Annotated in this window: 19 protein-coding genes; 9 read left to right on the top strand and 10 right to left on the bottom strand. The window is 63.9% G+C overall.

The genetic code is table 11. The features are described 5' to 3' along the window. Nucleotides 1–13: 13 nt before the first annotated feature. Complete coding sequence (locus B9A23_RS15315; RefSeq protein ID WP_084279956.1) at nucleotides 14–1765, bottom strand: cation:proton antiporter domain-containing protein; 1752 nt, start codon at nucleotides 1763–1765, stop codon at nucleotides 14–16. Nucleotides 1766–1888: 123 nt separating this feature from the next. Here B9A23_RS15315 and B9A23_RS15310 point away from each other — a divergent pair, with 123 nt between their 5' ends. The 3 genes from B9A23_RS15310 to B9A23_RS15300 all read left to right on the top strand — a co-directional run bounded on the left by B9A23_RS15310 (nucleotide 1889) and on the right by B9A23_RS15300 (nucleotide 5598). Then, nucleotides 1889–3346: a DUF4139 domain-containing protein gene (locus tag B9A23_RS15310; protein ID WP_254895143.1), complete on the top strand. Its 1458-nt coding sequence runs from the start codon at nucleotides 1889–1891 to the stop codon at nucleotides 3344–3346. Between the two features lie 8 nt (nucleotides 3347–3354). Beyond that, entirely contained in the window at nucleotides 3355–4884 is a 1530-nt protein-coding gene (locus B9A23_RS15305; protein ID WP_254895140.1) for a DUF4139 domain-containing protein, read from the top strand. 87 nt (nucleotides 4885–4971) lie between these two features. After that, entirely contained in the window at nucleotides 4972–5598 is a 627-nt protein-coding gene (locus tag B9A23_RS15300; RefSeq protein WP_176218019.1) for an SCO family protein, read from the top strand. Between the two features lie 373 nt (nucleotides 5599–5971). Here B9A23_RS15300 and B9A23_RS15295 read toward each other — a convergent pair whose 3' ends face one another. Both B9A23_RS15295 and B9A23_RS15290 read right to left on the bottom strand, forming a co-directional pair. After that, nucleotides 5972–7018 (bottom strand): MarR family winged helix-turn-helix transcriptional regulator, encoded by a 1047-nt coding sequence (locus tag B9A23_RS15295; RefSeq protein ID WP_084279953.1) that lies wholly within the window; start codon nucleotides 7016–7018, stop codon nucleotides 5972–5974. A 281-nt stretch (nucleotides 7019–7299) separates the two neighbouring features. Beyond that, nucleotides 7300–8589 carry an adenylosuccinate synthase gene (locus B9A23_RS15290; protein ID WP_084279952.1) on the bottom strand — a complete coding sequence of 430 codons (1290 nt, stop codon included), beginning with the start codon at nucleotides 8587–8589 and terminating at the stop codon, nucleotides 7300–7302. Nucleotides 8590–8812: 223 nt separating this feature from the next. On the opposite strand from B9A23_RS15290, the gene B9A23_RS15285 reads away from it, so the two are divergent. Further along, the gene (locus B9A23_RS15285; RefSeq protein WP_084279992.1) at nucleotides 8813–9742 is read left to right on the top strand and encodes an alpha/beta hydrolase; all 930 of its coding nucleotides are present in this window, start codon (nucleotides 8813–8815) and stop codon (nucleotides 9740–9742) included. Between the two features lie 176 nt (nucleotides 9743–9918). On the opposite strand, the gene B9A23_RS15280 is transcribed toward B9A23_RS15285, so the two are convergent. The 5 genes from B9A23_RS15280 to B9A23_RS15260 form a co-directional block, all read right to left on the bottom strand. Further along, complete coding sequence (locus tag B9A23_RS15280; protein WP_139797496.1) at nucleotides 9919–10560, bottom strand: hypothetical protein; 642 nt, start codon at nucleotides 10558–10560, stop codon at nucleotides 9919–9921. Between the two features lie 59 nt (nucleotides 10561–10619). Then, the gene (locus B9A23_RS15275) at nucleotides 10620–11738 is read right to left on the bottom strand and encodes an ATP phosphoribosyltransferase regulatory subunit (RefSeq protein ID WP_084279951.1); all 1119 of its coding nucleotides are present in this window, start codon (nucleotides 11736–11738) and stop codon (nucleotides 10620–10622) included. A gap of 101 nt (nucleotides 11739–11839) precedes the next feature. Then, nucleotides 11840–13426, bottom strand: a complete 1587-nt coding sequence (gene serA, locus B9A23_RS15270) for a phosphoglycerate dehydrogenase (RefSeq protein WP_084279950.1) — start codon at nucleotides 13424–13426, stop codon at nucleotides 11840–11842. Between the two features lie 142 nt (nucleotides 13427–13568). Further along, nucleotides 13569–14708, bottom strand: coding sequence for a phosphoserine transaminase (locus B9A23_RS15265; RefSeq protein ID WP_084279949.1), 1140 nt, complete (start codon nucleotides 14706–14708; stop codon nucleotides 13569–13571). Between the two features lie 97 nt (nucleotides 14709–14805). After that, on the bottom strand, nucleotides 14806–15363 hold the full coding sequence (locus B9A23_RS15260) for a TlpA family protein disulfide reductase (protein WP_254895139.1): 558 nt from the start codon (nucleotides 15361–15363) through the stop codon (nucleotides 14806–14808). A 25-nt stretch (nucleotides 15364–15388) separates the two neighbouring features. Between B9A23_RS15260 and argH the strand changes: the two genes are divergently transcribed. The 5 genes from argH to B9A23_RS15235 all read left to right on the top strand — a co-directional run bounded on the left by argH (nucleotide 15389) and on the right by B9A23_RS15235 (nucleotide 19920). After that, on the top strand, nucleotides 15389–16798 hold the full coding sequence (gene argH, locus B9A23_RS15255) for an argininosuccinate lyase (RefSeq protein WP_217806612.1): 1410 nt from the start codon (nucleotides 15389–15391) through the stop codon (nucleotides 16796–16798). Continuing rightward, nucleotides 16795–17046, top strand: coding sequence for a hypothetical protein (locus tag B9A23_RS15250; protein ID WP_084279948.1), 252 nt, complete (start codon nucleotides 16795–16797; stop codon nucleotides 17044–17046). Before argH ends, B9A23_RS15250 begins: the two co-directional genes overlap by 4 nt. 9 nt (nucleotides 17047–17055) lie before the next feature. Next, nucleotides 17056–18315 (top strand): diaminopimelate decarboxylase, encoded by a 1260-nt coding sequence (gene lysA / locus B9A23_RS15245; protein ID WP_084279947.1) that lies wholly within the window; start codon nucleotides 17056–17058, stop codon nucleotides 18313–18315. 3 nt (nucleotides 18316–18318) lie between these two features. Further along, entirely contained in the window at nucleotides 18319–19092 is a 774-nt protein-coding gene (locus B9A23_RS15240) for a precorrin-2 dehydrogenase/sirohydrochlorin ferrochelatase family protein (protein ID WP_084279946.1), read from the top strand. Nucleotides 19093–19158: 66 nt separating this feature from the next. Then, a complete protein-coding gene (locus tag B9A23_RS15235; protein WP_084279945.1) occupies nucleotides 19159–19920 on the top strand; it encodes a YkgJ family cysteine cluster protein in 762 nt (253 codons plus the stop codon). Between the two features lie 9 nt (nucleotides 19921–19929). On the opposite strand, the gene B9A23_RS15230 is transcribed toward B9A23_RS15235, so the two are convergent. Next, the gene (locus B9A23_RS15230; protein ID WP_084279944.1) at nucleotides 19930–20928 is read right to left on the bottom strand and encodes a GDP-mannose 4,6-dehydratase; all 999 of its coding nucleotides are present in this window, start codon (nucleotides 20926–20928) and stop codon (nucleotides 19930–19932) included. 46 nt (nucleotides 20929–20974) lie between these two features. After that, nucleotides 20975–22300, bottom strand: coding sequence for a nucleotide sugar dehydrogenase (locus tag B9A23_RS15225; RefSeq protein ID WP_084279943.1), 1326 nt, complete (start codon nucleotides 22298–22300; stop codon nucleotides 20975–20977). Between the last annotated feature and the right edge of the window lie 14 nt (nucleotides 22301–22314).

The following is a 22314-nucleotide window of genomic DNA, read 5'->3' as shown; positions in this document are numbered from 1 at the left end:
CTTACGCAGCGGCTCAGTCGCCGGCGAGCTGGGGTTTGGTGATGATCCGGTCGCGTGCCACGCGAACGTCACCGGCCTCGATCTGCAGCTTGAGCCTCTCGCGATCGTTGGCGCGGAACATGTCTTCGGCGCGGCGGACCGCCTCCTCGGACAAACCCGCGTCGCTCAGCGCAATGCGGGCCATCTTGACTGCCGACTCCATTACTTCCCGCACCACGGCCGAAACCGGCGTGCCGCGCAGGCGGATCAGGGCGCGCCGGTCGAACGCGCGCACGTAGATCGCGGCCTTGGGGAATGTCTCGTGGACGGCTTCGACCAGATCCGGCGTCATCTGGTCGCCGTCCATGCAGAAGAATATCATCTCGGCCTCGGCGGCTCCGGCCTGACGGAGCAGATCGAGCCGCGTGCCATCTCCGAAATAGACCTTGGCGCCAAAACCTGCGGCGACATCGATCATCTCGATATCGGTGTCGACCATGGTGACCGGAATGTTGCTGGCGAGCAGCATCTGCGTAACGCCCTGCCCGAAGCGGCCGAACCCGACAACAATCGCGTTGGCGCCATCGGGCTTGGGTCCCTCGCGTTCGCCGGGAGCCTGTTCGGCCTCCCTGCGGGCCTTGGCAGTGACCATCATCAGGAAAGGCGTCGTCGCCATCGAAAGGGTGACGACAGCGCCGAACAGGCTTGCCGCGTCCGGTGCGATGAGCAGCGCGCCCTGCGCCTGTGCGAACATGACGAATCCGAATTCGCCGCCTTGGCTCAGAAGCAGCCCGAGCGCCAGCGCGCCGCGCCAGGGCATGCCCACGATCCGGCCGATACCGAAGATGATCACCGCCTTGATCGCGATCAGGCCCAGCGCCATGCCCGCCACGAACAGCGGCCGATCGGCGATCGCCTGCAGGTTCAGCATCATGCCCACGGCAAGGAAGAACAGGCCGAGCAGGATCGAGCGGAACGGCTCGACATCGGCTTCAAGCTCGTGCCGATAGGGGCTGTCTGCCAGCATGACGCCTGCGACAAAGGCGCCCAGTGCCGTCGACAGGCCAAGCAGTTCCATGACTGCGGCCGAGGCCATCACGGTGAACAGTGCAGCCACCACGAACATCTCGCGCTCGCCCAGATTGCCGATAAGGCGAAACAGCGGCCTGATCAGATATCGTCCTGCGGCGATGAGTGCTGCAATGGCAGCAAGCGAATATAGCGTCATCAGCCAGCCGGGAGGTCCGCCAGCGTCTGCAGGGTTGCGGCTCATCGCAGTGATGATCGTGATCATCGGGATGATCGAGAGGTCCTGGAAAAGCAGGATGGCGAATGCCCGCTCGCCAAACGGCGTCCGCAACCGTCCCGACGATTGCAGCATCGGCAGCACCTGCGCCGTCGATGAAAGGGCAAGCGGCAGTCCGAGCGCCAGGGCCGCTTCCCACGTAAAATCAGTGGTCAGCAGGATCATGCCGGCAATGGGAAGACCGCACAGGGCCACCTGCAGCAGCCCGAGCCCGAAGATGTCGCGCTTCATCTTCCAGAGCCGCGATGGGTTGAGTTCCAGGCCCACCAGAAACAGCAGCAGGGTTATGCCAAGTTCGGCAATGCCGAGTTTCTGTTCGGCATCCCCGACAAGCCCCAGCACCTGCGGTCCAACGACCGCGCCCGCCAGCAGATAACCCAACGTCGCACCAAGCCCGAGCCGTCTGAAGATCAGCACGAAGACAAGGGCAAAGCCGAGCAGGATGAACCCGTCGCGGAGCATGGAGGAGTGTTCGGCCATCGCCTTTCTTTAGGCCGATGCACGCTCATCGCAACCTTCGTTCAGCCTGCGTTGATCTGGCGATGGCGAAGGTCTAGCCAGAAGGGGAAAGCAGGGGAGCGAGCGATGCGCAAGATTCTGGTTATGGCCACGGCGCAAGGCGTACTGGCAACCGCGGTTCCGGCAGCAGCGCAGTCCGCCCAAGGCGACATTTCCCTGACCATCTACAACAATGATCTGGCGCTGGTGCAGGACGTTCGGCAGATGACCCTGCCGGTCGGGCGCGCGCGGCACGAATTTCCCGATGTCTCGGCGGCAATCCGGCCGGAGACGGTTACCCTCAACGCCGCAGGCACCGGAATCGTTGAGCAGAACTTCGATTATGATCTGCTGACCCCGGCCAAACTCATGGACAAGGCAGTTGGCCAGACTGTCACGCTGGTCACGACGAACCCTGCGACAGGCGCGGAAACGCGCGAAAGCGCGACGATCCTGGCCAACAACGGCGGTACGATAGTGCGGGTGGGCGATCGCATCGAGGTGCTGGACGGCCGAAGCGCTCGCGTGGTGTTTCCCAGCCTCCCGGCAGGATTGCGCGCCAGCCCGACGCTATCGGTGACCCTGGATACGACCACGCCGGGCGCGCGGCCGGTTTCGCTCAGCTATCTCTCGCGCGGATTCGGGTGGAAAGCCGACTACGTCGCGCTGTTCGATGAAACTGCGGGAAAGATCGACGTTCAGGGGTGGGTCACGCTCACCAACAACAGCGGCACCACGTTCGACAGGGCGAAGGTGTTGCTGGTTGCCGGGGCGGTTGGCAACGCCCGGCAAGGATATGACCTTGGCTATCGCCGTCCGGCACCCCCGCTTCCCGGCAACCGGCCCGGCACGCAGAGCGCTGGGCGCGAAAGCCTTGGCGATTTCTATGTCTATCCGATTGCCACCCGCACGACGGTTGCCAACGCGCAGCAGAAGCAGGTCAGCTTCCTTGATGTTGGTGGTGCCGCGGCAACAAGGGGTTACCATTTCCGCAATGACTGGCTGGGCAACCAGACCGAGCCCCAAAGCGTGGACTCGGTCCTGCGTTTCTCGACAGCGCGTGAAGCGGGACTGGGCGATGCTCTGCCGGCAGGCACCGTGAGGGTTTACATGCGCGACGCCCGCGAACAACCCCAGTTCATCGGCGAAAACGCCATCGACCATACGCCGATGGGCTCGGCGCTTGCGCTGAAGACCGGCGAGGCCTTCGATGTGAAAGTCCTGGCCTCGGTCGAAAAACGGGAACGGATCGCCAGCGGAGAGTGGGAGCGTACTGCACGATATCGCGTGACAACCGATGGCAAGACGCCGGTAGAGGCAACCGTCGAGCGTGAGGTGACGTTCTGGCGCACGACGATGACGTACAGGGTTACCAACGCCAAGGCTTCGCCCATCACGGTCGACGTCGTTCAGGCAGGCCTGGACAACTGGTGGCACGATACGCGCGTGCCGTCGGAAACCATCAAGGGCGAGCAACGCTCACAAGACGAGCGAGTCTGGCAGGTGCCGGTGCCGGCCAATGGCGAGGCTGTTCTGACCGTCCAGTTCGACACCCGATACTGAGCCGCCCCGTGGCCCGCGCGCTGGCCTTTGTGTTTCTGGCAGCAATCGCTGCGCCCGCGTTCGGGCAGGCCGTCGTGACATCTGCGGCGCCCGATGCCGTGGCAGTCAGCATTTACCGGGCGCCGGACCGGGCCAGCGATAGCGCGATGAATCTGGGGTGGCTTGAAGGCTATGCGCTCGTCACCGAAAAGCGCACGGTCGAAATCCCACAAGGCAGGGCAACTATCCGGTTCGAGGGCGTCGCGGCCGGGCTCTTTCCCGAAAGCGCCATCGTGACCGGCCTGCCTTCAGGCGTGCGCGAAAAGAACCTCGATGCCGATCTGCTCTCACCGCGCAGTCTTTATGCGCGCATGTTCGGCAGGCCGATCATTCTGCGGCGAATGGCTGCGGGTGCGGGATCCGTGCGGGAAGAGCGCGCGATCATCCGCTCGGGCCCCGATGGCGCGGCGATCGTGCAGACCGCGACAGGGTTCGAAGTGGCAAATTGCGGCGGTCTGCGGGACGAGATCCTCTATGCCGACGTACCGAAAGATCTTTCGCCCCGGCCGACGCTGTCGATCGAAACCGAGAGCAGCAGCGCGCACAGGGTCACGCTTTCCCTGTCCTACCTCGCCTGGGGTTTTGATTGGCAGACCAACTACGTGATGCAGATGTCGCCAGATGGGAAAACCGCCAACCTATCGGCGTGGGTCACTCTGGCGAGCAGCGACGCTACCAGCTTTGTGAATGCCGATACCGCCGTGATCGCAGGCAAGGTCAATCGCAACGACGCGCCGCGCAGCACACCACCATCGGGCGGGGAACTCGTGCTTCGCTGTGATCTGGCCTCCTTGCCGCCGGCACCACCACCGCCGCCGCCCGCGCCTGCGGCCTACGCGGAGATGATGGACTCCAGCGAGATCGTCGTGACAGCGCAACGCGTGGAAAGGGTGATGGCAGCGCCTGTCACAGTTCAACAGGAAGGCCTGGGCGATCTCAAGCTCTATCGTGTGCCCGTTCCGGTCACGGTTGCGGCCAATTCCCAGAAGCAAGTGGCCCTGGCAATGAGGGACGGGGTGAAGGTGGATACCTTCTACCGCGTGGAGATGTGGCGCGATGAAGTCCAATCACTCCGTCAGATATTGCGCAGCCGCAATCGACGTGAGGACGGTCTTGGCCTGCCGTTGCCGGGAGGGCCGGTTGCCGTGTTCGAACCTGCAAGCATGTCGAATGCCCTACTCCTGATTGGTGAGGGCGGCCTGGCAGACCGTGCGGTTGGCGAGGACGTCGAGATCGAACTCGCCAGTGGCCCGCAGGTCAACGCTGTGTCTCGCGCGGTTACGGACAAGGGCCCGAATGATGTGGTCGAACTGGCATTCAGCAATGCCCGGGCCATGTCGGCGCGCATCGAAGTGCGGATCGCGACCACGCCCGGGGAAACGGTTCGCGCGTCTGGCGGCGCCAAATTTGCGCGAAAGGACGGGCGCTGGATCGGCACCCTGGTCGTCCCGCCGTCGTCGGAGCGACGCCTGCGTTACAGGATCGTTAAAACTGACTGAAAACCGCCGATGCGGCTGTTATGATTGCGGGCGCAAATGCTAGGCCTGCGCCGGCTTGGTCGAGTGGAAAGTTCAAAGACAGTCGCGATGCGCAAGATCATTCCGGTCCTTATCGGCTTGTTGTTGGTCGCGCTGGCCATCTTTGCGTTCGTGACGCGTGTACGCGCTCCGGGCGAGGTGCTTACGAGCGCACAGGGCGGTGATAACAGCCAGTTCACACTGGTGACGCAAGGCGGCGAACTCTTCAACCGCAGCAGCCTGCGCGGCCGGCCGTACGTGATTTACTTCGGATATGCTTCGTGCCCAGACCAATGCCCGACCATGCTGCAGCGTCTGGAACGTTCGCGAAGGGCGATGGGGGCTGAGGGCCGCGACCTGGCGGTTCTGTTCATAACAGTCGATCCGGAGCGGGACACGCCTGAGAAGCTGGCAAAATTCGTCCGTACGCTCGGCGTTCCTGTGATCGCCCTGACCGGAAACCCGGATGCTGTCCATCGTGTTGCCGACAATGCCGGAGTCTATGCGAGGCGGATCGAAAGCGGTGGAGACGATTACACCATCGAGCACACGACGAACGCTTTCGTCTATGATCGTGAAGGCTTCTTTTGGGACAGCATAGCGCCGACAGACAGCGATGCAGAGATACTCGCCAAGCTGCGGGACGCTGCGCAGACGCCAAGAGCGAGCAGCAGCAGCTCCTCCGCGATACGCTGACTCCCAGCGTTGCTCGGAGTGCTGCGCCCGGAACGCAAAGTCTGTCAGGCCACGTTGTCGATCGATCTTGCAGCTGCGTCTCAGTCGGCCTCTCACCTTTGCCCAGTGCGTTGCATGCGCGTCACCTGATCAGCTTCGCTTTGGCGAAGGCTGCCCTGACGCGTTGTTTCTTTGCTACCCAGCTTGGGGAAAGGGGGCTGATCTGCGAAGATGTTCGCCATTGATGCAGCAGGGCGTCAAACCACTTCAGCCACACCGAAGGTCTGGCGCCCGGCCACTTCAAGGCAGCCGGGCGCTGCCACGCCGGTTGAGGAGGAACTGGCCAGCGTCAGAACCTGTATTCTCGAGGCGGAACTGTTCGGAAGGCCACCTTCTACAAGATGGGCGTGTCGGTTCCGACCTCGGCGAAATACTGGGCCATGGCTTCGGCAGCCCTGTCCGAAAGGCAAATGAAGGCACGGCGGCGATCAGAGGAGTCTTCGGCACGGCAAAAGATTCCCGCATCGGTCATCTGGCTGATCCAGCGCAAGGCGGTCGTCGGCGGAACGCCTGAGGCGATGCACAGCGAAGTGACAGAGACGCGTTTGTGCTCGGCACGGGCCGCCGTGAGATCGAGCAGCATGTCCCAGGCAGGATCGGCGAAAAGGTCGCCCTCGAAAAAGCGGGCACGCAACTGCCGCTGCCGGATCACGCGACGGACCAGGCGCGGATCGGGAAGGGGATGGCGCCGGCCAGAGCGCGCCAGCCGTTGCGTTGCGCAGTCCCGCACACCATCTGCATCGAAACTGAATGCCGATGCAGCCACCCGATCGCTGAGGAGTGCGTCTGCTTCGACAGGCGTGCCGGACAGCGCTTCCAGCTTTTGCGCGATCTGGCTGACCTGCTGGGTCAACCGCAGGAGCGAGATGCGATCACCATCGGACATTTCGCGCACACGCCCCGATTGCAGCGCCAGCAACTGGCCAAGAACCACGATACGGTCGGCACGGCTGGGGCTGACGAGAATTTGTGCGGAAGATTGATCGAGGCAACCGAACACATCGTCGAGCGAGCCGATGCTGGTGGAAACGATCATCGTTGCACCGGATTGGGCCACACGCTGATCAAGGCGGGCAAGCGCCGCCATTTCAGCACCTTCCACGACCGGGCAATCGACCAGCACGACATCGCCGATCACATGATCGGCCGCGGCCGCCAAGGCACCAAGGTCTGCCGTGCGCGCAACGCGCAAACCGGCCGCAGCGGCATCGTCAGCCATTTCAGACCGCAGATAGGCCCGATCGGCAAAGATCGAGACGGCCAGAGGACATGTCGGGCGAAGGACGGCCACATCATCATGATAAGGGTTTGCAAAGGGGCGATCAGGATCACCGTCATCTTCGAACGAAGTGTATTCGAACTGGGCAAGAGCCTGCGCCATCGATCCGTTCCTCAGTAGTTCCACTTATGCGAACATGTGTGGAACAGAGAAGGATCACGTCAAGATCATTTATATCGGTTCTGGATTAAGTGATGCAAACTGCTTGCCGGGACGCAACCGCGGGTCCGTAGAATCAACGGCTTGCTTGTTTCTCAGGCCTTGGGAGCAGCGAACGCGCGACCAACGTTTGCATCCGAATTCGAAGCTTGTTGCTGATTGCGGCCAGAAAAAGGGCGACCAAGTGGCCGCCCTTTTCTTCGATTCGCAGCTGATCGCTTAACTCAATCCACGAAGGGATCGCGCACAAGGATCGTGTCTTCCCGTTCCGGGCTGGTGCTGACGAGGGCCACCGGCGTCTCGATCAGTTCCTGTACGCGCTGGATGTACTTGATCGCCTGGGCAGGCAGATCAGCCCACGAACGCGCCCCGGCGGTCGTGCCGCTCCAGCCGTCCATTTCCTCATAGATCGGTTCGACCTCGGCCTGATCGGCGGCGTGGGCGGGGAAGTAGTCCAGCACCTTGCCGCGCAGACGATAACCCGTGCAGATCCGAACCTTGTCGAAGCCGTCGAGCACGTCGAGCTTGGTCAGTGCAATGCCGGTCACGCCCGAGATGGCGCAGGACTGGCGCACCAGCACCGCATCGAACCAGCCACAGCGCCGCTTGCGCCCGGTTACGGTGCCAAATTCGTGGCCGCGCTCACCCAGCCGCTGGCCGACTTCGTCTTCAAGCTCGGTCGGGAAGGGGCCGGAGCCGACGCGGGTGGTGTAGGCCTTGACGATGCCGAGCACGAAGCCGGTCTGCGATGGGCCAAGGCCCGATCCGGACGCTGCAGTGCCCGAGACGGTGTTCGACGAGGTGACGAACGGATATGTGCCATGGTCGACATCGAGCAGCACGCCCTGCGCGCCTTCGAACAGGATGCGCGCACCCGCCTTGCGCACGGTGTTGAGGCGCTTCCACACCGGCTGCGCGAACTGCAGCACGTAGGGCGCGATCTCGCGCAGTTCCGCGATCAGTGCGGCGCGATCTACCGGGGGCTGGCCGAAGCCGGCGCGCAGGGCATCGTGGTGCGCGCAGAGGCGGTCAAGCTGTGAATCCAGCGCATCGAGATGGGCAAGGTCGCACACGCGGATCGCGCGGCGGCCGACCTTGTCTTCATAGGCCGGGCCGATGCCACGGCCAGTGGTGCCGATCTTCCCCGAACCCGCAGCCGTTTCACGCAGGCCATCAAGATCGCGGTGCAGCGGCAGGATCAGCGGGCAATTGTCGGCAATGGCGAAGTTCTCGGCGTTGATTTCCACGCCTTGCGCGGTCAGCTTCTCGATCTCGGCCTTTAGGGCCCAGGGATCGAGCACCACGCCGTTGCCGATGATGGACAGCGTGCCCGTCACGATGCCCGAAGGCAGGAGCGAAAGCTTGTACACCTGCTCGCCCACGACCAGCGTGTGCCCTGCATTGTGGCCGCCCTGGAAACGGACGACGGCATCGGCGCGGCTGGCCAGCCAGTCGACGATCTTGCCCTTGCCCTCATCGCCCCACTGGGCACCAATCACGGTTACGTTGGCCATGGATACACTCCTCCACCCTGCCAGGGTGGATCCTAGAACGCCCTTCGACAGGACTCGGCGTAATGGACGGGATGGGCGGGAAAGCCCCGCGATTTCGGAGCGCGCCCTAGGGGGGGAAAGGGCGCCAAGTCAAGCCGCGAGAGGCAGGTAACGCCAATTCACCGCACGTAAAGCCGATGCGCGGCACGTTCTGGCGGATCAGGGATAAATGAGGTGCAAGATCATGAACAAGGCATGGATTGCAGGCGGGGTCTCTCTGGCGATGGCCGGCGCCGGCGTAGCCGATGCGCAGATCGGGCAGCGGCTGCGCGAACGCATAGCGGCGCGGGCGGAAAAGCGCGCAGGCGAGCAGGGCGCAAGGCAGCGTGCGCCGGGCGCGCAGACTCTGACCTATGGCACTGACCCGCTGCAGGTCATGGACTTCTGGTCTCCGGCGGGCGCCAGGCCTGCGCCACTGGTGCTTTACGTTCACGGCGGCGGGTGGAAGCGCGGGAGCAAGGACACCGCGATAGGAAATGCCCTGCCCGGACACTTGCGCGATCAGGGCTATGCCTTCGCCTCGATCAATTTCCGCCTCGTCCCCGCCGCCACGGTCGAGCAGCAGGCGAGCGACGTGGCGCAGGCGCTGGCGTATCTGCTGGCGCGGGCGGACAAGCTGGGCATAGATCGCAGCAAGGTCGTCATAACCGGCCACAGCGCAGGCGCACACCTCGTCGCGCTGGTCGGGACGGACGAACAATACCTGCGCAAGGCGGGCCTCGCCTTCGCCGATATCGACGGGGTGATGCCCAACGACGGCGCGGCCTATGATGTGCCCAGGCAGATGGAGCAGGCCGGCCGCATGATGGCCGATACCTACAAGCAGGCCTTCGGTACCGACCCGGCGCGGCAGAAGGCGCTATCCCCGGTGTTCCACGCCGCCGCCCCCAACGCCCCGCGCTTCCTCCTGCTCCACGTCCAGCGCAAGGACGGCGTGGCGCAGGCCGAGGAACTCGGCGCGGCGCTGAAGCAGGCGGGCGTGAAGGTGGAATACGGCAGCTTCCCCGGCACCGGCCTCCAGGGCCACGCCGAAATCAACCGCAAGCTGGGCGAACCTGACTATCCGGCGACACCGGTGATGGATGCGTGGTTGAAGGGGGTGTTTGGGGGGTAGGTTGTGTTCGGTGCAACCGGCGGCTTACCAAACGACCTCACCGTCGCCCCGTGCTCGACACGGGGCCTAGCTTCTCCCTATAACGCAGCGCTGAAGAAGAAAAGCAAAGTCAGGGACACGGTTTTAGGTTTGAGAGCTTTTGCTCGAACAACAGGAATAGGGGTATGGAGTCGACGCTACGTAAAGGAACAGGTGAGATAGTCACCCCAGAGCCTCCGACAACTAACGAGGTCGCCTCCAAAAAGTTTCGTGATCGGTTCCGGTGTCTGAAACTCTCCAGTCTTCGAATTAAATCCGTTGGCCATCATCATCTTGCCTGACGGATCGAATACTATGGCTGACCAGTTGTCCAGCATGCCAGCGGGTTCGAATGCAACCCGGACCGGTGGGCCGACATCAACTGAATATGTCACCCCATTTGTGTCTTCTGCATACCATTCAGCGCGTCGCTCGACACGTGCCTTGGATATAATTGCTGCATATTGCCTTTGATTGACGGCCAAGCGGGCAAGGTCGCCCACAAATCCGCCAAGAAAGATTAACAGCGAAGCTGTAAGCACAACAAGTAAGCACATCACTGGACTGGCACAGACGTATACGATGGCTTTTGACCTATCTACCTCGCTTCGCGCCATTTTGATGCCACGAATTAACCAGATGGTTGTGATGGTAACCAAGGCAATCGGAAGCGTTGGCAGGCCAACAAGAAAGAGAAGAAACCCGGCTCCCGGAAAATAAACGTTGATTAACCCAAACAGGAAAAGGGCGCTGGCAATCAATAAGAAAAAAGCACCAGATTTCCTAAAGAACGGCTTCATACGGCGATATTGCCTGACGCCTTCGGCATACGCAATGGCGTTGCTACCGTCCGTCTTTCTCAAACTTTCTCCGGCCCACTCTTCCCCAACACATGCGTACAATCCAACCCCTGCGCGCTGTCCGCATCGCTGAGAGCGGCCACCGTGCGCCACCCAATCGAACGCAACCGCGCCGCCTCGTCACGATCATGCCCGAGCGGCAGGAACACGCGGTCTTCCGGGGTTTCACTGGCTGAGAGCAGGTCGATCAGCGCATCCGGGTAGAGCGAGAAGCCGGTGGCAGCCTCGTCCTTGCCGTTGCCGGCAATGCGATAGGTGCCGCCGCGCCCCACAGGGCCACGTGCGCCTTCTGCGTAGAGGGTGAAGCCGAACCAGGTCTGGTATTCGAAACCATGGCGCTCGCTCGGGTCGAGCGTCAGGCGGGCCGCGCCGTTCAGGCTGGCGGCGATCTGCTTGAGCGCGGCGATGCGAGAGGCGAGCGCGCCGCCGGCATCGATGGCGGCAAGCTTCTCGATCGCGCTGTCGAATTCGCCGGTGGCGTAGAGCAGCGGCACGTAAGCCTCGCCGCCGACATCGCGCAGGCCGCCGGCATCCTTGGTATCGAGTTCGCGGCGCACCGCCTCGATCTGTTCCGGCGCCAGCGGGAAGGCCTTGGCGGCGAGCGTATCGACCAGATCGGGCAGGGTGAAATCGACGCTGACACCGCGCGCGCCTGCGGCCTGCAGCGCTTCGACCGCGATGGAAACGATCTCGGTCGCCGCCGCCAGATTGTCCGCACCGACGAGTTCCGCGCCGCACTGCAGCTTCTCGCGCGCGGGGTTCAGACCGTCGCTCTTGATGGTCAGGACCTGGCCTGCGTACATCAGGCGCAAGGGGCGCGCGGCTTCCGCAAGGCGGGTCTGGGCGATGCGGCCGATCTGCGGTGTGTGGTCCGAACGCAGGCCCATCATCCGCAAGCTCGACGGATCGGTGAAGCGGAACATACGGCGGCTCTGAATGCCAGCCATGCGCGACGCCAGACTGCCTTCGAACTCGATCATCGGCGGCAGCACGCGGTCATAGCCGTGGCCGTGCATCACGTCCTGAACGCTGCGCATCACGCGCGTGGTGGCCGCTGCCTCGGCAGGCAGGCGGTCCTCAAGCCCCTCGGGCAGCAAGCTGGAATCGACGTCGGTCATGTGCGCGCGCTTAGCCCTTGCACCTGCAAAAGCAAAGGGCGCGAAAAAAGAGGGCGGGCGCATTGCAGCACCCGCCCTTCGATTTTCACACCAACGCCGGATCAGACGAAGTTGAGCGCCTTGACCACGCGCACGCCTTCGATGTCGCAGGCCTGCTTGAGCACGTCCTGCGGGACCGGGCTGTCGAGCGAGAGCAGCAGCACGGCTTCGCCACCGGCCTGGCGGCGGCCGAGGTGGAAGGTGCCGATGTTGATGTTCGACTGGCCGAGGAGGGTCCCGATGCGGCCGATGAAGCCCGGCGCGTCGGAGTTGACGATGTAGAGCATGTCGCCATCGAGGTCAGCCTCGATGCCGATGCCGAAGATTTCGACGAGGCGCGGCTGGCCGTTGCCGAACAGCGTGCCCGCGACCGAACGTTCGCCCTGGCTGGTGCTGACGGTGACGCGCACCAGCGTGCGGTATTCGCCTTCACGGTCATGGCGGACTTCGCGCACGTCGAGCCCGCGCTCCTTGGCGAGAAACGGTGCGTTGACCATGTTAACGCTCTGCGAATACTGGCTCATCAACCCGGCTAGAACCGCAGCAGTGATCGGCTTCTGGTTGAGCTGCGCGGCAGCGCCCTCAACCTCGATGGCGATCTTGGTCAGGTTGTCGTGCGCGAGCTGGCCGACCAGCTTGCCGAGCTTTTCAGCCAGCGCCATGTACGGCTTGAGCTTCGGCGCTTCCTCGGCCGAGAGCGAGGGCATGTTGAGCGCGTTGGTGACGCCGCCGGTGACGAGAAAATCGGCCATCTGCTCTGCCACCTGAAGGGCGACATTGACCTGCGCTTCGGTCGTGCTCGCGCCGAGGTGCGGGGTGCAGATGAAGTTCGGCGTGCCGAACAGCGGCGATTCCTTGGCGGGTTCGGTCTCGAACACGTCGAGCGCGGCGCCTGCCACTTGCCCTGAATCCAGCGCAGCCTTCAATGCGGCTTCATCGATCAGGCCGCCGCGGGCGCAGTTGATGATGCGCACGCCCTTCTTGGTCTTGGCGATGTTCTCGGCCGAAAGGATGTTGCGGGTCTGGTCGGTCAGCGGCGTGTGCAGCGTGATGAAGTCCGCCTTGGCCAGCAGTGTGTCGAGGTCTGCCTTTTCGACGCCCATTTCCACGGCGCGCTCGGGCGTAAGGAACGGGTCGAAGGCGACGACCTTCATCTTGAGGCCGAGCGCGCGACTGGCGACGATCGAGCCGATGTTGCCCGCGCCGATCAGGCCGAGCGTCTTGCCGGTCACTTCAACGCCCATGAAGCCGTTCTTCGGCCAGGTGCCGGCCTGGGTCTGCGCGTTGGCTTCGGGGATCTGGCGGGCGAGGGCAAACATCATCGCGATGGCGTGTTCGGCAGTGGTGATCGAGTTGCCGAACGGGGTGTTCATCACCACCACGCCCTTCGAGGAAGCGTAGGGGATGTCGACGTTGTCGACGCCGATGCCGGCGCGGCCGATGACCTTGAGGTTGGTGGCGGCATCGAGGATCGCCTTGGTTACCTTGGTCGACGAGCGGATGGCCAGGCCATCGTATTCGCCGATGCGCGCGATCAGTTGTTCCGGCGTCTCACCGGTGATCACGTCGACGTCGCAGCCCATCTCGGTGAAGATGCGGGCGGCGTTGGGGTCCATCTTGTCGGAAATGAGAACCTTGGGCTTGGTCATGGTACGTTCCTTCAATTCGTCGTCCCGCTTTGCTTGCGCGGGAGGAAGAGGAAGCGGGACCCCGGATCAAGTCCGGGGTGACGCCAAGTGGGTAAGGAAAATCAGGCCGCGTATATCAGCCCCGTAAATTTGGCCCCGAAGATCAGGCAGGGGCCAGTTCGGCCTTGGTCGTCTCGTAGGCCCAGTCGAGCCACGGGCCGAGGTCGGCGATGTCTTCGGCGTTCACGGTCGCGCCACACCAGATGCGCAGGCCAGCCGGGGCATCGCGGTAACCGGCGATATCGTAGGCTGCGCCCTGCTTCTCGAGCAGGCCGGCAAACTTCTTGATGAAGTCTGCGTCCGCGCCTTCGACCGAAAGGCAGACCGAGGTCTTCGACCGGGTTGCTTCGTCAGCGGCGAGGTGCGAGAGCCACGAACGCTCTTCGACGATCTTGTTCAGCGCGGCCGCATTGGCGTCGCTGCGCGCCTTGAGGCCCTCAAGGCCGCCGAGGCCCTTGGCCCATTCGAGCGCGAAGATCGCGTCTTCGACCGCGAGCATCGACGGGGTGTTGATCGTCTCGCCCTTGAACACGCCTTCGGCCAGCTTGCCCTTCGAAACGAGGCGGAACACCTTGGGCAGCGGCCATGCAGGGGTGTAGGTCTCGAGCCGCTCGACCGCGCGGGGCCCGAGGATCAGCACGCCGTGGCCGCCTTCGCCGCCAAGCACCTTCTGCCAGGAGAAGGTGGCAACGTCGATCTTCGACCAGTCGCTGTCGTAGGCGAAGACTGCCGAGGTGGCGTCGGCGAAGGACAGGCCCTCGCGGTCCGCGGGGATGAAATCGGCGTTCGGCACGCGCACGCCCGAGGTGGTGCCGTTCCAGGTGAACAGCACGTCGTTCGACCAGTCGATCGCGTTCAGATCGGGGATCTGACCATAGTCGGCGCGAAGCACCGTGGGATCGAGCTTGAGCTGCTTGGCAGCATCCGTAACCCAACCTTCACCGAACGATTCCCATGCCAGCGTGGTGACTGGGCGAGCGCCTAACATCGTCCACATCGCCATTTCGAAAGCGCCGGTATCAGACCCCGGAACGATACCGATGCGGTGCGTATCGGGCAGCTGCAGCACTTCGCGCATCAGGTCGATGCAATACTGAAGGCGCGTCTTGCCGATCTTGGCGCGGTGCGAGCGGCCCAGCGATTCGGTGGCGAGCTTTTCGGGGGAATATCCGGGCGGCTTGGCGCAGGGACCGGACGAGAAATAGGGGCGCGCAGGCTTGCGAGCCGGAATCGTAGCAGACATGTAGTCTCTCCTTACAGAGAGCACGCGCGGCGTTGGGACCGCGTGGCCCGCCGACCGCCCTAGTGGCGCGGGCCAATATGTCAAATGATGTTTGGGCCTACTGTCCCAAAGTATCGGCGAGCATCGCTGCTGTCCTCGGGCCCGACCAGTCGTGCGCTCCGATCATGCGCCAGACTTCCTTGCCGTCCTTGTCATAAAGCACGGTGGTCGGCAGCACGCCGGTTTCGTAGAAGAAGCCGAAGTTGTTTTCCGGATCGAGCCACGGCTCCAGCGCGGCGAACTTGTTTTCGGCAAAGTAGGGCGAGACTTTTGCCGCGCCTTCGATGTCCTGCGCGATGGTCAGGACGCGCAGCTTGCCCTTGTTGTCCGAGGCCAGCTTGTCGAGTTCGGGCATCTCCAGCTTGCACGGGCCGCACCACGTCGCCCAGACGTTGACCAGCACCGGTGTTCCCTTGAGATCGCGCAGCTTGAGGGCCTTGCCCGATGGGTCGGTCACCGTGAAATCGGGCATGTCCTTGCCCCGGTTGCTGATGTCCAGAGTGCCGTTGAACTTCTTCTCGCCCGCAGTTTCCGTAGCGGAGGGGCTGCTCTGCGGTTGCGAGTCGCGCTGGCCTTGCCTATCGCACCCCGCGACGGCAAGGGCCGGGACCAGCATTAGCAACACGAGCGGGCGGACGGACATGAGCGACAATTCGGGCTCCAACCAGATGTGGGGTGGGCGCTTCGCAGGCGGTCCCTCGGCGATCATGCGCGAGATCAATGCCTCGATTCCCTTCGACAAGGCCTTGTGGCGGCAGGACATCGCCGCGTCAAAGGCCCATGTGGACATGCTCGGCGCGCAGGGCATCGTCTCGGGCGAGGATGCGGCACTGATCGCCGATGGCCTCGACAAGGTGGCGGCGGAATATGAAGCCAACGGAGTCCCCGAGAACTGGGACCTTGAAGACATTCACATGACCACCGAAAGCCGCCTTGCCGAACTGATCGGTCCGGCGGCAGGTCGCCTCCACACCGCGCGCAGCCGCAACGACCAGGTCGCCACCGACTTCCGCCTGTGGGTCCGCGATGCGATGGATCAGGCAGAACTGGGCCTCAGGCAATTGCAGGTCGCGCTGGTCTCCCGCGCGGGCGAACATGCGGGCTCGATCATGCCCGGGTTCACGCACCTGCAGACCGCGCAGCCGGTAACGCTCGGCCATCACCTCATGGCCTATTACGAGATGATCGGGCGGGATCGTTCGCGCTTTGCCGATGCGCGCAGCCGCATGAACCGCAGTCCCTTGGGCGCCGCGGCACTTGCGGGCACGGGCTTTCCCATCGACCGCTTCCGCACGGCAGAAGCGCTGGGCTTTGACGGGCCGACCGACAACAGCCTCGATTCGGTGTCCGACCGCGATTTCGCGCTCGATTACCTGATGGCCGCTGCGCAATGCTCGCTGCACCTTTCGCGTCTGGCCGAAGAGTTCATCATCTGGGCGAGCCAGCCCTTCGGCTTCGTGACCCTGCCTGACAGCCTGTCGACCGGCAGCTCGATCATGCCGCAGAAGAAGAACCCCGATGCCGCCGAACTGGTTCGCGGCCATTCCGGGCGCATCGTCGGCTGCCTGACCGCGCTGATGATCACGATGAAGGGCCTGCCGCTGGCCTATTCAAAGGACATGCAGGACGACAAGCCGCCGGTGTTCGAGGCAGCGTCGCTGCTGGCCCTTTCGATCGCCGCGATGACCGGCATGGTCGCCGAAGCGAAGTTCCGCACCGACCGTATGCGCGCCGCCGCCGAACTGGGCTATGCCACCGCCACCGACCTTGCCGATTGGCTGGTGCGGCAGGCCAACATCCCGTTCCGCGAAGCGCATCACATCACCGGTTCTGCCGTGAAGCTGGCAGAATCGCGGGGCATCGCGCTCGATCAGCTTTCGATCGAAGACCTCAAGGGGATCGATGCCCGCATCGACGACCGCGTCTATGCCGCGCTTTCGGTCGAGGCGAGCGTTGCGGCGCGTTGCAGCCATGGCGGAACCGCGCCGGACGAGGTAAGGAAGCGCGTCGCCCAGGCGCGCGCTGCGCTGGGGCTGGAGGAATCGGCTTGAGCGTTTCGCGCAATATCGTGCTGGTCAGCCTGGCCGCGCTTGCTCTTGGGGCCTGCGGCAACAGGGCCGAACTCAAGCTGGCACCGGACCAGACGCCACCGCCGATCCCCTATGGCCGCGAAGTCCAGCCGGGAGCGGACGATCTGCTCAAACCTCCCGCGCAGGCAGCCCCTGCGCGCAATGTCGAGCCGCGTCGCCGCTCGCAGGATCGCGAAGACGATCCTTTCGACCTGCCTCCCGAAGACTGAGACTTTCCGATGGACCATTTCGAACAGCATAACGGCGTGCTCTGCGCCGAGAACGTGCCCCTGCCGGTGATCGCGGCAGAAGTCGGCACGCCCGTCTACGTCTATTCCCGCGCGACGCTGACCCGCCACGCCCGGGTGTTCCGCGATGCGCTGGGCATCCTGCGCGACGTGAAGATCGCCTTTGCGGTGAAGTCCAACCCGAACCTCGCCGTGCTCAAGGTGCTGGCGGCCGAAGGCTACGGGGCCGATGTCGTCTCTGGCGGCGAGATGGAGCGGGCGCTGGCGGCGGGCATGGCACCCGATGGCATCGTGTTCTCGGGCGTTGGCAAGACGGCTGCCGAAATGCGCCGTGGCATCGAAGCCGGCATTGGCCAGTTCAACCTCGAAAGCGAGGAAGAGGGCCTCGAACTCGCCGAAATCGCCGCTTCGATGGGCAAGGTCGCCTCGGCCGCCCTGCGCGTGAATCCGGACGTCGATGCCGGAACGCACGGCAAGATCTCCACCGGCAAGGCCGAGAACAAGTTCGGCGTCCCGTTCGACCGTGCAGCCGCCATCTACGGACGGCTCGCCAATGCGCCGGGCCTCAACATGCGTGGCCTCACGCTGCATATCGGCAGCCAATTGTCGAAGCTCGAGCCGCTGGAAGCCGCCTTCAACAAGGTTGGCGGCTTGATGGAAGAGATCCGCGCGGCGGGCCATTCGGTCACGCACATGGACCTGGGCGGCGGAATCGGCGTGCCCTATCGCGCGGGCGAAGCCTTCCCGCAGCCTGCCGAATATGCCGCCATGGTCGCGCGCGTCACCGGCAACTGGGGCGTCACATTGATGTTCGAACCGGGCCGCGTCATCACCGGCAACACCGGTGTGCTGGTGACCGAGGTGATCCGTGTGAAGGAAGGCGCCAGCAATCCGTGGGTCGTGGTCGATGCCGCGATGAACGATCTGGCGCGTCCGGCGCTTTACGATGCGTGGCATGATTTCGCGGCGGTCCAGCCCAATGGCGAGACCTTCACTGCCAACATCGTCGGCCCGATCTGCGAAAGCTCGGATACATTTGCCATGGCCCGCACCATCGACAGGGTCGGGCGCGGCGATCTGGCCGTCTTCCGCACGGCGGGTGCCTATGGCGCGACGATGGCCAATACCTACAATTCGCGGCCCCTCGTGCCCGAGGTCATGGTCGATGGCGACAAGTGGGCCGTGGTGGCCGACCGCATCGATCCCGCCACGATCCTTGCCGCCGAGCGCGTGCCGGATTTCCTGAAGTAAGGCATGCAGTCGCTCCCCCTCTTCCACCGCATCGCGGGCCAGCCGGTCATCCTGCTGGGCGAGGGGGATGCGGCCGAAGCCAAGCAGCGCCTGATCGAGCGGGCGGGCGGGGTGATCTACCGCGATATCAATGCAGGCATCGATGACGGTGCCCGCCTTGCCTTCGTTGCGCACGACAACCCGGCAATGGCTGAAGGTGACGCGATCCGGCTGCGCTGTGCCGGCCTGCTGGTCAATGTGGTCGACCGGCCCGAACTTTGCGATTTCACCACGCCCTCCATCCTCGACCGCGACCCGGTGTTGATTGCCGTGGGCACGGGCGGGGCTTCTGCGGGATTGGCCAAGATCCTGCGTTTGCGCCTGGAGCGCCTGCTGCCCCAAGGTCTCGGCGCGCTGGCCCGCGCGCTGGAGGACGCGCGCGACGGCATGCGCCAGCGCTGGTCCACGGTCGCCGACCGTCGCCGCGCGCTGGATGCCGCGCTCGACGAAGGGGGTGACCTCGACCTGTTCCGCGCCGGTAGCGAAGCGAAGGTTGGCACCTGGCTTGCCTCGGGTGAAGAAGGGCAATCAGGCCACTTCGAGATAGTCCTGACATCGAACGATCCCGAAGATCTTACACTGCGTACAGCACGGCTGCTGGGGCAGGCCGACGTTGTGGTTCACGATGCGGAAGTTGCGCCTGAAATCCTTGCTCGCGCACGCGCAGATGCGGTGCGTATGCCGATGGGCAGTATGACCAACGAAAGTGGCGTGATCGTGGTGCTGCGCATCGGCTAGATCAACCGCTCCAGAGTCGGCGCTGTTGCGCTGTCTCGGGCGCGGGCCATGGCCTAGAACTGGGTCATGGACGTATGTTTCGATTGTACCCAGTGCGGGCGCTGTTGCCATGATCTCAGACTGACGCTTTCCGTCGCCGAAGCACAGGCGTGGGCGGGGCGCGGGCATCGGGTGGACTTGCTGGCAGAGGCCTGGCCTTGGGCAGATGAGGCGGGCGCAGACGATCCTGCGCTACAATGGCGTGCCGCGACGACATCCTCGGCCAGCGTTGGGGACGTTCCATTCCGGATCAATCTGCGGCTGGTGGCGCATCATGACGGACCGTGCCCGCATCTCCTGCCTGACATGCGCTGCGGCAATTATCAGGATCGCCCGCGCATCTGCCGGATCTATCCGCTGGAAAGCCGCCCGTTCGAGGCAATGGTCCCGGCCCGGCGAAAGTGCCCGCCCGAAGCATGGGAACCCGGCCTTCCGGTGATCGAACGCGACGGCGTAGCCGTAAATGCCGAGGCGGCGATGATCCTTGCTGCCCATCGCGCCGCCCAGGTCGCCGACGTCGCCTCCAAGGCGCGCATCGCCGCCGTTCTGGGTTTTGCCGATGCCGCCCTTGCAGGGGAGGGTCTTGCAGTGTGCGAAGTGACGCCTGCCGCCTTGCTCGAAGCGATCGAGGCGTCAGAAGCACTTGCTGACGTGCCTGACCAGAATTGGACCATCGTCACCAACCGCGCGCCGACTTATGCCATGCTGTCAGATCTCGATTGCCCCGTCCGGCTTGCGCCAGCCGGGCAGGGCTATCTCGCTTCGTTCGAGGATCAATTGGCCGCCTGAGGTGGCAGATCAGAGGCCGTGGTAGTCCTTGTACCACGCCACGAATTTCGGCACGCCGACGTCGATGCTGGTGGTCGGCTGGTAGCCAAGATCGCCAGAGATGGCGTCGATGTCGGCGAAGGACTGGCGGACGTCGCCGGGCTGCATCGGCATCAGGTTCATCTCGGCCTTGCGGCCCAGCTGCTCTTCCAGAATGCCGATGACCTTCATCAGGTGTTCGGACTTGTGATTGCCGATATTGTAGAGGCGGTGCGGCTTTTCGCTGCCGCCAGCCTTGATCGTGCCATCGTCGGGCGGGGGATTGTCAAGGCAGGCGATCACGCCCGAGACGATGTCATCTATGAAGGTGAAATCGCGGTACATGTCACCGTGGTTGAAGACGTTGATCGGCTCGCCGGCAAGAATTGCCTTGGTGAACAGCCACATCATCATGTCGGGCCGGCCCCATGGGCCATAGACGGTAAAGAAGCGCAAACCGGTCAGCGGCAGGCGGTAGAGGTGGGCGTAAGTTTCGCTCATCAGTTCGTCCGCCTTCTTGGTGGCGGCATAGAGCGACATCGGGTGGTCGACCCGGTCATCGACCGAGAAGGGCAGCTTGGTGTTGCCGCCATAGACCGAGGATGAGCTGGCATAGACCATGTGCTCGGCCCCGCGATGACGCGCGACTTCGAGCAGGTTGAGATGGCCGACCAGGTTCGCCTGCACATAGGCATGCGGGTTCTCGATCGAATAGCGCACGCCCGCCTGGGCGCCGAGATGGACGATGCGTTCGAACGGCTTGTCGGCGAGCGCTGCGGTGAGGCCAGCATAGTCGGCAAAGTCGGTGCGGCAGAACGAGAAGCGGCTTCCCCCCTGTTCGACAAGCCGCGCCAGCCGCGCTTCCTTGAGCCTTACGTCGTAGTAATCGTTGACGATATCGACGCCCACGACCTCGTCGCCGCGCGCGAGAAGGCGGGTGATGAGCGAATAGCCGATGAAGCCGGCGGCTCCGGTAACAAGAACTCTCAAGTTGGCTTCACCTTCAAGAAATTTGCGTCAGCGTAAGTCTGAAAAGTCAAAGTTTCCAGTCCGCCCGCTCGCCCAGCACGCCCTTGAGGTCGGCCAGCGTGCCGCCCGGCGCCACCAGCGCGGCGATGCGATCCGCGCCCGCCGCAAGGTAGTACTGGTGCGGCACGGCGAGGAACACGAGGTCGTAGCTCTGGTCGAAGGCATCGCCTTCAAGATGCAGGCCATATTCCAGCAGTGCCTCGGCATTGTCGGCGTGAGGATCGTGGACGGCGACCTGGTGTCCCAGCGCCTGCAGTTCGGCGATCACGTCGGCGACCTTGGAATTGCGCAGGTCGGGCACGTTTTCCTTGAACGTCAGGCCGAGAACCAGCGCAGATCCCGGCTTTCCGCCGCGCTGCGCGTGCAGTTCACGTGCGACCCACTGCGCCATGCCGTCGTTCACCCCGCGCCCCGCCAGGATCACTTGCGGATCGTGGCCCAAGGCTTCTGCGCGGGCCGAGAGGTAATAGGGGTCGACGCCGATGCAGTGCCCGCCGACAAGACCGGGCGTGAACGGCAGGAAGTTCCACTTCGTGCCTGCCGCCGCCAGCACGTCCCAAACCGACAGGTCCATCTTCGAGAAGATCTGCGTGATCTCGTTCATGAAGGCGATGTTGATGTCGCGCTGCGCATTCTCGATCACCTTGGCCGCCTCGGCCGCCTTGATCGATGCCGCGCGGAACACCCCGCCCGAAGTGATCGCACCGTAGAGGTCTGCCACGCGGTCGAGCACTTCGGGCGTCTGGCCGGAAACGACCTTGGTGATGCGGTCGATGGTGTGTTCGCGGTCACCGGGGTTGATGCGCTCCGGGCTGTAGCCAAGGAAGAAATCCACGCCGCACTTCAGGCCTGAAACCTGCTCCAGAATCGGCCCGCAGATGTCCTCGGTCACGCCCGGATAGACGGTGCTCTCGAACACCACGACGGGCGCGCGACCTTCGGCCACGGCATCGGGCAGCATCGCGCCGACCGTGCGCGAGGCGGCTTCGACCAGCCGCAGGTCCGGGCGGTTGTGTGCATCGATGGGGGTGGGCACGGTAACGATGTAGAAGTCGCTCGGCGGGCACACTGCCGCGTCCGAAGTCAGGCCAAGGCTCGATTTCGCCAGCCGTTCCGCCTCGATCTCGCGCGTGCGGTCATGGCCTTCGGAAAGCTCGGCAATGCGTTGCCTGTCGATATCGAAGCCGGTGACGAAGAACTGCCTGGCCAGCGCCACGGCCAGCGGCAACCCGACATAGCCGAGGCCCAGCACGGTCACGCGGGTGGTTGCCGAAACCAGCGGATCGAGCCCGCGAGCGGGTGCGGGGGCAAGCGGCGGAAACTGGACAGTCACAGGCGATGCGGCCT

The organism is Novosphingobium sp. B1 (genome assembly GCF_900176395.1).
Lineage (GTDB): Bacteria > Pseudomonadota > Alphaproteobacteria > Sphingomonadales > Sphingomonadaceae > Novosphingobium.
The sequence above is the reverse complement of the archived record's forward strand: the minus strand, read 5'-3'. Positions and strand labels throughout refer to the sequence as shown.